The 12,490-nt window shown below is 42.6% G+C and carries 6 protein-coding genes; all 6 read right to left on the bottom strand.

Annotation, left to right across the window (positions count from 1 at the left end):
• Nucleotides 1-126: 126 nt before the first annotated feature.
• The 6 genes from pyrD to prc all read right to left on the bottom strand — a co-directional run bounded on the left by pyrD (nucleotide 127) and on the right by prc (nucleotide 12,481).
• Nucleotides 127-1,137 carry a quinone-dependent dihydroorotate dehydrogenase gene (gene pyrD, locus VEA_RS09490; RefSeq protein ID WP_006743218.1) on the bottom strand — a complete coding sequence of 337 codons (1,011 nt, stop codon included), beginning with the start codon at nucleotides 1,135-1,137 and terminating at the stop codon, nucleotides 127-129.
• Between the two features lie 314 nt (nucleotides 1,138-1,451).
• Entirely contained in the window at nucleotides 1,452-6,293 is a 4,842-nt protein-coding gene (locus VEA_RS09485; protein ID WP_012841807.1) for an NAD-glutamate dehydrogenase, read from the bottom strand.
• Between the two features lie 201 nt (nucleotides 6,294-6,494).
• Nucleotides 6,495-6,713, bottom strand: coding sequence for a DUF2835 domain-containing protein (locus VEA_RS23415; RefSeq protein WP_046876238.1), 219 nt, complete (start codon nucleotides 6,711-6,713; stop codon nucleotides 6,495-6,497).
• A 64-nt stretch (nucleotides 6,714-6,777) separates the two neighbouring features.
• Nucleotides 6,778-9,384, bottom strand: a complete 2,607-nt coding sequence (gene pepN / locus VEA_RS09480) for an aminopeptidase N (RefSeq protein ID WP_012841806.1) — start codon at nucleotides 9,382-9,384, stop codon at nucleotides 6,778-6,780.
• Between the two features lie 228 nt (nucleotides 9,385-9,612).
• A complete protein-coding gene (locus VEA_RS09475) occupies nucleotides 9,613-10,278 on the bottom strand; it encodes a hypothetical protein (RefSeq protein ID WP_005396553.1) in 666 nt (221 codons plus the stop codon).
• Nucleotides 10,279-10,474: 196 nt separating this feature from the next.
• A complete protein-coding gene (prc, locus tag VEA_RS09470) occupies nucleotides 10,475-12,481 on the bottom strand; it encodes a carboxy terminal-processing peptidase (RefSeq protein WP_005396554.1) in 2,007 nt (668 codons plus the stop codon).
• Nucleotides 12,482-12,490 lie beyond the last annotated feature (9 nt).

Here is a 12,490-nt window from a genome sequence, read left to right as displayed (position 1 = left end):
TAAGACGCTTAATTACCTACTCGTGATTTTTAAATTTTACAAACGAACGGATAAAAAAAAAGAGGAAACAAAGTCCTCTTTTTTATGTAATAGCTACTGATTTTTCAGTGGTTTTTGATGTGTATGTTAAAGATTCTTAACAATATCACGTACTAGGCCTGGGCCGTGGTAAATAAAGCCGGTGTAGACTTGAACAAGTTTAGCGCCTGCCATCAGCTTTTCTTTGGCTGCAACATAGGAATCCACACCACCAACACCGATAATTGGAAGTTTGTCTCCTAGCTCTTCATGAAGCTTACGTACGACTTCCGTAGAGCGTGATTGCACAGGGCGACCACTTAAACCACCTGCCTCATTGGCGTGTTTCATTCCTTCTACGATCGTGCGATCCAGAGTTGTGTTAGTCGCGATCACACCATCTATATTGTTTTTCAATAAAGAATCGCAGATTTGGCAGATTTCTTCGTCACTCAAATCAGGCGCAATTTTTAATGCTAGCGGGACGTATTTGTTGTATTTCTCTGAAAGTTCCGCTTGTTTCGCTTTTAATTCAGAAAGTAGTTCATCAAGCGCTTCACCATATTGAAGTGAACGAAGACCCGGAGTGTTTGGTGATGAGATATTAACCGCAATGTAGCCTGCGTACTCATACACTTTCTCCATACAAATCAGGTAGTCCTCTGCCCCTTTCTCAATTGGTGTGTCTTTGTTTTTACCAATATTAATTCCGAGAACACAGTTGAATTTTGCTTGCTTTACATTCTCGACCAAATTATCAACGCCTAGGTTGTTAAAGCCCATGCGATTGATGATACCTTCAGCTTCGACTAAGCGAAATAAGCGTGGTTTATCATTCCCTGGTTGCGGACGAGGTGTTACTGTGCCAACTTCGACAAAGCCAAAGCCCATGGCATCAAATGCTTCAATGCATTCACCGTTTTTATCTAAGCCAGCCGCAAGACCTACTGGGTTACGGAATGTTAGTCCCATACACTCAACTGGACGAGTTGGTAATTGTTGGCGGTAGAAGAGATCAAGTGGTGTGCCGTTAAAGCGTTGGAAGTTCTTGATTGCAAGATCGTGTGCCTTCTCGGCATCGAGTTGGAAAAAGCCAGTTCTGGCTAGACGGTAAAGCATTGTGCCTCCGAAAGAAAAAAGCCCCGTATAAACGGGACAATATTATTTACTGTTTTTCATCGTAATTCAATGAAAATGAATGTATTAAGTAAAAACCTATATCTTTCTAATATTTTCAAATATAAAACAAACAATTAGAGTAAGATTTCAACAATAAAATTTATAACTAACCACCCTAAAGCAATCGATTTCAGCCTATTTTAACTTCCCCGTGCCGTTACGCTGTAACTCACTCGGCGCTATAATAGAAGAGATGAGCAACAAAAAAGCCTCGCTAAATAACGAGGCTTTTACTTACAATTTGACTAACTCATCTACTCTTTCGACGAACAGTTGAGATTCAAGAGTACTAATTCTCGAAGTGCTACAGAAAACTTAGCAAATTCGTGGACAGAGCCAACTTTGAACTCATTCAAGATGCTTTCCCAACGGTGCAGTGATTGCTCGTTAGTTTCCATCCAATCTTCTAACGCTTTCATCACGTCTAGCTCTTCCGTTGCACAGCCGCAATTTAATACCTGAGCCGTAAGTTGACGTTGTTGCCAGTCCAGATCTTCTCGGAATGCAGCTCTTGCCAGTGCCTGCCAGTTATTATCAACGGCTTGGCTGTTAATTTGCTTCAAGAACCAGTGTAACGACAAACGGTCACCTAAGTTAAAGTAGAGCTTCGATGCTTGCTCAACCGTTTTACCTGTTTCACTCGCCACTGATGAGATATCCAGTGCAGATTGTAAGCTGGATAAACGAGCGACTTGATGTGCAAGTTTCTCTTCTACCCCTTTCTCAATCCACCCTTGAGCAAGTTCATTGTGTTCTTCTACTTCAGACTCAACCAGCATAGTGTCTAAGGTTTCAGTGATAACATTGACATCTTGCTTGTAGATAGCAATCAGCTCACCAACTGTGCATTTACCACTGCGGTTGCGAAGCAACCAACGTGCAATTCGACGTAGTGCTCGACGAACATAAAACATGATTTCGTACTGAGCTTGAGCTGTGGCGGTATTATCGAGTTCACGAGTCTGCTTAAGAATTGCTTCTAGATCGAAAATTTCACGAGCCGCACTGTATGCGTTAGCAATATCGACAACACTTGCACCGGTTTCTTCTTGCAAACGAGTGACGAAATTACAGCCCATTTCATTAACCATCTGGTTAGCCAATGCTGTAGCGATAATTTCAGCTCGCAGTGGGTGATTAACCATTTGATCTTTATAGTTACGTCGTAACGCACTTGGGAAATATTCAACAAGCTGTTTCGCATGGAATTCATCATTCGCGATTTCATCCGTAACAAGTTGCTGTTTAAGTACCATTTTACCGTAGGCAACTAACACTGATAGCTCAGGGCGAGTCAGACCTAGTCCCTGTTTTTCACGCTCGATTAGCGTTTCATCATCAGGGATGTATTCGAGAGCACGATCCAAGTACCCTGCTTTTTCCATGGTATGGATGAATCGAATTTGTTCCTTAACAATGCCAACACCTTGCTGTTCAGTCACGGAGATCGACTCCGACTGACGGTAAGCATCATCTAAGACAATTTCACCCACTTCGTCTTCCATAGACTCTAGAATTTGGTTACGTTGCTTAACCGTAAGATCGCCATTTGAAACCAGTCCATTAAGGAAGATCTTGATGTTGACTTCATTATCCGAACAGTCAACGCCACCCACGTTATCAACGAAGTCTGTGTTCACTCGGCCGCCAGTCAGTGCGTATTCAATACGACCAAGCTGAGTCATACCCAAGTTACCGCCTTCGCCAACTACTTTTGCTCTTAAGTCACGGCCGTCAATGCGTAGCATGTCGTTAGCACGGTCACCAACATCCGTATGAGTTTCTGTCGAGGCTTTAACGTAAGTGCCAATACCACCATTCCAAAGCAGATCGACTTTCATTTTCAAGATCATCTTAATCAGATCATTAGGCGCTAAAGATGCTTTCTTAGTACCTAACATTTTCTGAATTTCTGGTGTCAACTGGATCGATTTTGATCGACGAGAGAAGATGCCACCACCTTGAGAGATCAAATCTTTATTGTAATCTTCCCAGCTTGATCTTGGCAGATTAAACAAGCGGTTACGCTCTTCCCAGCTGGTGGCTGAATCTGGATTTGGATCAATAAAGATGTGCATGTGGTTAAAGGCAGCTTGCAATAGAATGTGCTTCGATAACAGCATACCGTTACCGAACACGTCACCTGCCATATCACCTACACCGATTGCGGTAAAGTCAGTGGTCTGGCAGTTGATGCCCATTTCACGGAAGTGACGCTTAACAGATTCCCAACCACCTTTTGCAGTGATACCCATCGCTTTGTGGTCGTAACCATTTGAACCACCTGAAGCAAATGCGTCACCTAACCAGAAGTTGTACTCTGCAGAAACAGAGTTCGCTAGATCTGAGAATGTTGCTGTGCCTTTATCTGCAGCCACTACTAGGTATGGGTCATCTTCGTCATGGCGCACAACGTTTTGTGGTGGCACGACTTCACCTTCAATGATGTTATCTGATACATCAAGTAGCGCACGAATAAATCGTTTGTAACAACGTTGGCCTTCAGCAAAGATCTCATCACGGGTTGTGAGAGATGGCTGGCGTTTACAAACAAAGCCGCCTTTTGCACCCACAGGTACGATAACGGTGTTCTTAACTTGCTGAGCTTTTACGAGACCAAGAATCTCTGTACGGAAATCTTCTTGACGATCTGACCAACGTAAACCACCACGAGCCACTTTTCCGCCACGAAGGTGAACACCCTCAATATCTGGTGCGTACACAAAGATCTCGAACGCGGGTACAGGCTGCGGAATCTCTGGAATATCGCTCGGTTTCATTTTCAAAGATAACCAAGGCTTAGGTTGCTTGCTTTCGTCTAATTGATAGTAGTTAGTACGAAGTGTCGCCATGATCATGTCGATGTAACGACGAATAATACGATCATCATCCAAGCTCTCTACACGATCCAACTGCTCTGTTAGCTTTTTAATCAGATCGTTTTGGCCTTTTTCACTGCCTTTGTGTTTCGGATCGAATCGCTTGGTGAACAGCTTGACTAGACCTGTTGCTAAGTCTGGGTAGTGGCTTAGCGTGTCTTCGATGTATTGTTGACTGAATGGGAAACCGACTTGGCGCATGTATCGAGCATAAGCACGAAGAATGGAAATCTCACGCCCAGATAGCGACGCACCTAGTACCAATCGGTTAAAACCATCACTTTCAAGGTTGCCCGCCCAAATTGCGGCAAATGCTTGTTGGAAACGATCACGAGCCTCACGAAGATCAACCGTTTTCTCGCTCTTATGCAGCATAGAGAAATCAAGGATCCAGAATGTCTGTCCGTTATTTTTCTCGATCTCATACGGTGATTCACCGATCACTCGTAAGCCAAGGTTTTCAAGCATTGGCATTACGTCAGAAAGATGGATTGGCTCATCGCGGTGGTATAACTTCAAGCGAACAGCTTTTGAATCCGCCCCCTCTTCTTGAGGTCGGTAGAACAACATGCCAAGTTTATTATCATCACTTAACGCTTCTAAGCGTTCAATATCTGCAACCGCAGAACCTGGCATCATGTCCTCTTTATATGAGCGAGGGAACGCACTCATGTATTCTTTTGAAAGAGGAAGGCCTTTGCTTTCACCAAAGTTAGCAATGATGGATTCTTTTAGTCTGTCATCCCAAGAGGTAGAAACTTCCATTAGGTTTTGCTCGATCTTTTTCACGTCTACGTCAATGTTGTTATTGTCTACACGAACAATGTAATGTGTTCTCGCTAGTGGGCTTTCTGAGAAGAACGTTGTAAATTCAACCTCTTGCTCGCAACCAAAGTACTGCTTAAGAATGCGTTGAGTTTGACGACGTAACTCTGTGTTGTAACGATCTTTAGTGACATAAACCATGCAGCTAAAGAAACGACCAAATGGGTCCTTACGAACAAATAAACGCAGTAGGTCACGATCTTGCATTTGTACAACACCCATACCCACCTCAAGCAGCTCTTCTTCATTTGCTTGAAGTAGTTCATCGCGTGGGTAGTTTTCTAAGATATTGTGCAATGCTTTGTATGAATACGATCCGTGACGATATCCGCTCGCTTCAAGGATACGGTCCACTTTTTCACGGATCAGAGGGATGCTTTGTACCGCTTGGTTATACACGGCAGAGGTATATAGACCAGTAAAGCGATGCTCACCTATTACTTTACCGTTTTCATCAAACTTCTTAATACCGATGTAATCAGTATAAGCTGGACGGTGAATACGAGATGCTTTGTTACCTTTTGTGATGATCAGAGCGTATGGCTTTTTCGCTTCTAACCGCGCTGAATCTGAAAGCTCAGATAGCTTGACGCTACGCACACGCTTGTCATCAGCAAATAGACCAAGTCCTTTTTCTTTAGCAGGAACAAGCTCGGTATCACCATTGACTTCTTCTAAGTCATAATCTTTGTAACCCATAAAGGTAAAGTTATGATCTTCTAGCCAACGAAGAAATGCGATCGTTTCGTCCATACGATCCGTTTGGATAGAAACACGATCTTTATTTTTCTCAAGTTCATCAGTCACAAGCTTAAGCTTATCAACCATTTGCTTCCAGTCATCAACGACTAAACGAGTGTCAGATAGAATTTTTAACAGCTCTTCTTTAAGCGCTTGCATCTCTTCTTTACTAGTAAGGCGGTCTACCTCGATATGGAACAGTGATTGAAGAACACCACCCTCACCGTTTACGTCGGTAACTTGGCCTTTTTTATCACGCTGTATCTGTGTTGGGTTGTTTAACATTAAGTGGCAAACAAGATCCAAACGCGCTAAAGCCATTTTGACTGAGTCCACTAAGAATGGACTATCTGGAACAACAATTTCTACGATTGTGTGTGTGGATTGCCAGCCTTGACGACTTACGGTCGGGTTAAATACTCGTACCGAAATCTCTTCTGGTTTTTTTTCATTGATATGGTGCCAAAGGCTGACGACAGCACCATAAAGATCGGATTCGTTTCGCTGAATCAGGTCATCATCAGCAATGTTACTGAATAAGTGTTGAGCAAGTTTAGTTACAAGCGTTTGGTGAGAAAGCTCGAGTTTGTCTTGAATCAGTTGGTAAACTTTTTCAAGCAGAACCGGCACTACATTTTCACGCGCGGTCATATTCACACTCCACATTAGAATTGTTGTTTTGTAGGGGGACTTAGTAGCTAGGTTGTTACCTTAGAAACTAAGCATAGGTAATGCATGTGCCCATTGTAAAAGCATAATTACAAATGTTTAACAACTAATCGTGGTGGTAAGAGGTGAAATGTCCGATTCTGTGACTAAGATTCCTATTTAACTCTCTGCAAATACAATACATCACAGAGTTTCTAACTTAAGAAACTTATTATTTTGGTCAGTTGTTAGTCTAAACTGGCCTTTAATGCCTAATTGACTAAGAAATGGTCTAAATCGTGCGGCGGGTAACTGCAAACGTAAACCATTATGTGTGACGACTTGAACAACACTTGCCGCGCCAGAATAATGGGATAAAAACGTTTGATATGAAATGTTGAGGTTGAAGTAGTAATAGTTCATGAAGTAAAAACTAAGTGACATAAACAATAAGGTGGCCTTAATGACCACCCTATTGTGTTGTTTACTATTCGTCTAGTGCTTTAGTCACTTTTTCGAATAAGTCTTTAGCAAGATTATCCATTGCTTTGAGCTTTTCAAGTTCTGCTTTGATCAAAGCTTGGCGACCTTCATCGTATTTACGGAACTTAAGCAAAGGATCAATCATTCTAGATGCGACTTGTGGGTTCGAATCATTAAGTTGGCGAAGGATTTCTCCTGCAAATTGGTAACCTGCACCGGATTTATCATGGAAACGTACAGGGTTAGCACTTAAGAACGAGCCAATCAAACTGCGCGTACGGTTCGGGTTCTTCAAACTAAATGCTTCGTGGTTCATGGTTGCTTTTACTTTTTCAAGTGCATCCTCTGCAGGATTGCTACCTTGAAGTGCAAACCACTTGTCCATAACCAAACCATCGTGCTTCCATTTATCGCTATAGTCTGCCATAAGAGCTTCACGACACTCAAGCTGAGCACTATTTGCCGCACTCATCGCTGCAATCGTATCTGTCATGTTATTTGCAGATGCGTATTGTGCTTTCACTAAATCATTACCTTTTTCCGTATGTGCTAGGTATTGCAGACAACGGTTACGTAATGCACGCTTGCCAATCGCAGCATGATCGATCGTGTACTCTGTTTGCTTCAGTGTATGATAAGTTGCACTTAGCTCATCTTCTAACTCTTGGGAAAGTGACACTGTAATGCTGTTTAGAACTTTGTCTACGGCATCGATGTCAATTTGCTGGTACCAGCCAGTAATCTCATTAATTGAAGGCAAAGAGAAAACTTGAGCAATGAAAGCTGGCTCAAGCGTCTCATCCAATAGCACACCACGGAACGCATCTATCACGCCTTCAGAAAGCGACACGTCTTGTCCGGCTTGAACGTTTTTCACGTTCTGACGAATGTACTTAGCCAATAGCATTTGGCTTGCATCCCAACGAGCAAAGTCATTCGTCGCGTGTTTCATCAAGAAGACTAATTCATCATCACTGTAGTCGTACTCTAGTTTTACTGGTGCCGAAAATTCACGCAACAAAGATGGCACTGGTTGTTCTTCAACATTCTCGAATACGAACGTTTGCTTATCTTGTTTAATATCTAATACGTTATGAACAGATTCACCGTTAATCAGTAATGGGATAACGTGACCTTTCGAATCGTACAGCTCGATATCAAACGGAATGTGCAGCGCTTGCTTCTCAGCCTGGTCTTGCGTTGGCGCCGTAAATTGCTCTACCGTTAGTGCGTAAGTTTTTGCATTGGCATTGTATTCGCTATTTACGCGCAGCGTCGGTGTACCAGACTGGCTGTACCATAGACGGAATTGTTTTAAATCGACACCGGTGGCATCTTCCATTGCAGAAACAAAGTCTTCACATGTGGCAGCAGTACCATCGTGACGTTCAAAGTAAAGTTTCATCCCTTTTTGGAAGCCCTCTTCGCCAAGGAGTGTATGGTACATGCGAATAACTTCGCTGCCCTTTTCATACACTGTTAGCGTGTAGAAGTTATTCATCTCAATGACTTTGTCAGGACGAATCGGGTGAGACATTGGGCTTGCATCTTCTGCAAACTGAGGGCCACGGATGATACGTACGTTATCGATGCGGTTATCTGCACGAGAGCCTAAGTCAGAAGAGAATTCTTGGTCACGGAATACGGTTAAGCCTTCTTTTAGACTTAGTTGGAACCAGTCACGACAAGTGACACGGTTGCCAGTCCAGTTGTGGAAGTACTCATGACCGATCACAGCTTCGATACCTAAGTAGTCACGATCCGTCGCCGTTTGGTCATTCGCCAAAACATACTTTGAGTTAAAGATGTTTAGGCCTTTGTTTTCCATTGCGCCCATATTGAAGAAATCAACGGCAACGATCATGTAAATATCCAGATCGTATTCAAGGCCAAAGCGTTCTTCATCCCACTTCATCGAGTTGATCAGCGATGTCATCGCATGGCCTGCACGATCTAAGTTACCTTTATCAACAAAGATTTCTAAATCAACACTGCGACCTGACATCGTTATGTATTTGTCACGCAGTACGTCAAAGTCCCCTGCGACAAGAGCAAACAAGTAAGCTGGCTTTGGATGCGGGTCCTGCCATTGAACCCAATGACGACCGTTCTCTGCATCGCCTTCTGCAATTCGGTTACCATTGCTCAGCAAATATGGATAAGCGGATTTATCTGCGATCACTTTTGTCGTGTATTTTGCCAGAACATCAGGACGATCTAAGTAATAAGTAATACGACGGAAGCCCTCGGCCTCACACTGAGTACAAAATGCGCCGCCTGATTTGTACAAACCTTCGAGTGCTGTATTCGCTTCAGGATCAATTTTGGTGACGATTTCAAGTTCAAACTCGGATGGAAGATCGGTCAGTACAAGCGATGATTCTTTCACTTCGTGATGAGCCCAATCCTCACCGTTTACTTTTACAGCGCGCAGCTCAAGCCCCTCGCCATCGAGTTCTAGCGTTGTTGTATCGCCTTTTTGAGCAACCTTTGATATCGCCGTAACGATGGTGTCATTGTCATAAAGATCAAACGTAAGATCGATATCGGTAATCGCGTGAGATGGCTCTTGATAATCTTTACGATATTTGGCCTGGGGAGCTTGGGACATGAGCATAAATCCTTGTATGTCGAACAACAAAAATACCAGACTGCATGATCAAAAATGCAGTTCTGGTATCACTATATAAGCTATTTGTAGGGGTTGTGGTATCAGAATACAAGTCTTTCCATCAAAAAACGGAGCTTTTAGTGCTCTAGCTCCGTTTTTTGATTAACATTTAAACAACATTGACAATTTACCGTATGCTCGCGTAATTTGTCGTAGCAAGATAAGCTATCAAGGCGTTACCCGATTAAGTACCGCGTACATATCGCCATTTGAATCTTCAATCGTTAATTCATTTTTGTTGAGCTTATAGGTGGTCCCGTGCTCGCCATTTTCATAGAGCAAGACTAAATATTCATCTTCTGTGTAGAAAACACCTTGCTTGATTGACTCATCCCCTTCTTCGTTGGATACCCGAAACATAAACACGAAGTCAGGTTGAAGTATCAGATCCATATGGTTGATGTTGTTTGCCACAAGGCCATCTCCGGATACATAAGAGCTAGACCATATGCCCGCTAGCGAGTTAGACAACCCTTTAGTAAAAGTCACACCATTAAGATCAAGCGTATTGTGATTATTGCGATAGGCATAAATTTGAGGCTCATCTGTGTTTAAGCCAAGAACGATGGTGTCTTCATTGGCGTTATACAATCCTTCCCAATGATCGACAGAATAATCTTTCTTTTGAATATCAATAGAAAAGCTGTAGTCGGAACCCAGTGACAGTTTTATCGCACGAAAATTTTCAGCCGACTCTTCGGGGTTTGGGTTCATTAAATACCAGTCTCCGATGAGAAACGGCGTGTCAAAGTGACTTAATTCATCCTCTCTGGTGTTTTCTCCGCTAAACACACTAAAGCAGCAAAAGCTAAGTAAAATAAAGAACCATTTCATATCGGCATCCTTATCGTTTTCTTTTAGCTTAGGCAGTAGTCCTCACTTTCGCGAAATTTTAGATGTAGATCACGTAAATTATTGGGAAAAAATAAGCGAATATCTTACTTGATACTCAATACAAACAAAGATGAAAAGACATAAAAAAAAGAGTGAGCCTGAAAGACTCACTCTTTTTACTTTGAATTGCCAGTTATTATGACTGATTTTTCTGCTTGAGTAGATCAACCATAATCGCGACAGACTCATCTAAATAAACATCAGGCGCTTCATAATCTTTAGGTATATCATCCAATGTTTTGAATGCTTCCTTACCTAAAGCAGCTTGACGCTCATTGATGCGTTGCAAACGAAGTGCTTCCGCTTTATCCGATTCAGCCTTACGAACTTTCTCGTTCAAAGACAACATATTATCGTCTTTTTCTTTACGATACTTCTCTATGTCTTCATTGATGAAACGGAATTCCATCTCATCAGAAATACGCTTGTTATGAAGAGCGGTAAGCTTTTCAACTAGTGCTTCGTTGCTTGGGAAGGTTTGATATTTTGCTTTATCAATCTGATCCCAAGGTAGTGCATTGTCTTCTACACTTTCACCCGTTTCAGAAGCTTCAATTGGTGTTGGGTACGAAATATCGGGTGCAACACCACGATTTTGCGTACTTCCACCGTCAATACGGTAGAACTTCTGAATCGTGTACTGAACGTAGCCTAGCTCTTTATCGAAAAGATCGTAGATATGATTCAGTGAACGATGCTGTTGAACCGTACCTTTACCGAAAGAATTTTCACCTAAAATAATTGCACGATTATAATCTTGCATTGCTGCTGCAAAAATTTCAGACGCTGAAGCACTGTAGCGGTTAATCAACACCGTCAGTGGACCATCGTAGCTCACTTTTCCGTCAGTATCGGCGTTCACCTTAATACGACCATAGCTGTCACGAACTTGAACAACAGGACCTTCTTTAATGAATAACCCTGTTAATGCTGTCGCTTCCGTTAATGCACCACCACCGTTGTTACGTAGATCAACGATTACGCCGTCAACGTTTTTGGTTTTTAACTCAGCAAGCAGTTTATCGGTATCTTTCGACAAACCGACGTAGAAACTTGGCACTTCTAAAATACCAATCTTCTTACCATCTTTTTCGATGATCTCCGACTTCACTGCGCGATCTTCTAGGCGAACTTTGTCACGAACAATTGTGACAATGTAACTCTTCGCATCGTTACCTTCTGGCAAGATCTGTAGATTAACCTTTGTGCCTTTTGGGCCTTTGATTAATTGAACTACATCATCCAGACGCCAACCGATCACGTCGACAATCTCTTCACCGTCTTGTCCAACACCGATGATTCGATCCCCTTCGCCAAGCTGCTTGCTCTTCGACGCAGGGCCACCAACAACAAGTGAACGAATTACTGTGTAATCGTCAGTCATTTGCAGAACGGCACCAATGCCTTCCAGAGAAAGGTTCATTTCCGATTGGAATTGCTCAGCATTACGTGGAGAAAGGTAGCTAGTATGAGGGTCGACTTGTCGGGCGAAGGCATTCATATATAACTGGAATGCATCTTCGTTATTAGTCTGTGTGATCCGCTTCATCGCGTTGTTATAACGCTTCTCTAAAACCTCTTTAATCTCTGGCCATTCTTTGCCAGTCAGTTTCAGATTTAACGCGTCATATTTCACGCGCTTACGCCATAACTCGTTGAGCTCCGCTTCGTCTTTTGGCCATGCAGCTTCAGAACGGTCTAACTCTATCTCGTCATCAGTATCAAACTTGATCTCTTCGTCGAGTAGCGTTAACGCATAAGCAAAGCGCTCGAAACGCTTTTGCATTGAGAGGTTATAAACATCAAAAGCAATTTGGTTGTTACCAGCCTTTAGCTGATCATCAAGCTCAATTGACCAGTCTTTAAAAGAGTCGATGTCCGCTTGAGTAAAAATATTTCTATTATAATCAAGCAATTCTACATAGCGTTCAAAGATCGCTTTGGAGAAATCATCATTGAGGCTGAAATGCTTATAATGAGAGCGGGTAAATCGAGAGGTGACTCGTTTGCTAGCTGTTTCGTGCTGAACTTCAGGAGCGAGAACCGGCAAGTCATCTTTATGTAGTTTGGCTTCGAGAGCCTGAGCTGATGCTGCTAGCCATAAGCTAGCAGCAATCAGTGTCACTTTTGAACGGCAATTCATGCGTAGGAG

The organism is Vibrio antiquarius (assembly GCF_000024825.1).
Lineage (GTDB): Bacteria > Pseudomonadota > Gammaproteobacteria > Enterobacterales > Vibrionaceae > Vibrio > Vibrio diabolicus.
Note: the sequence above shows the minus strand (reverse complement) of the source record. Positions and strands in the feature narration are given on the sequence as shown.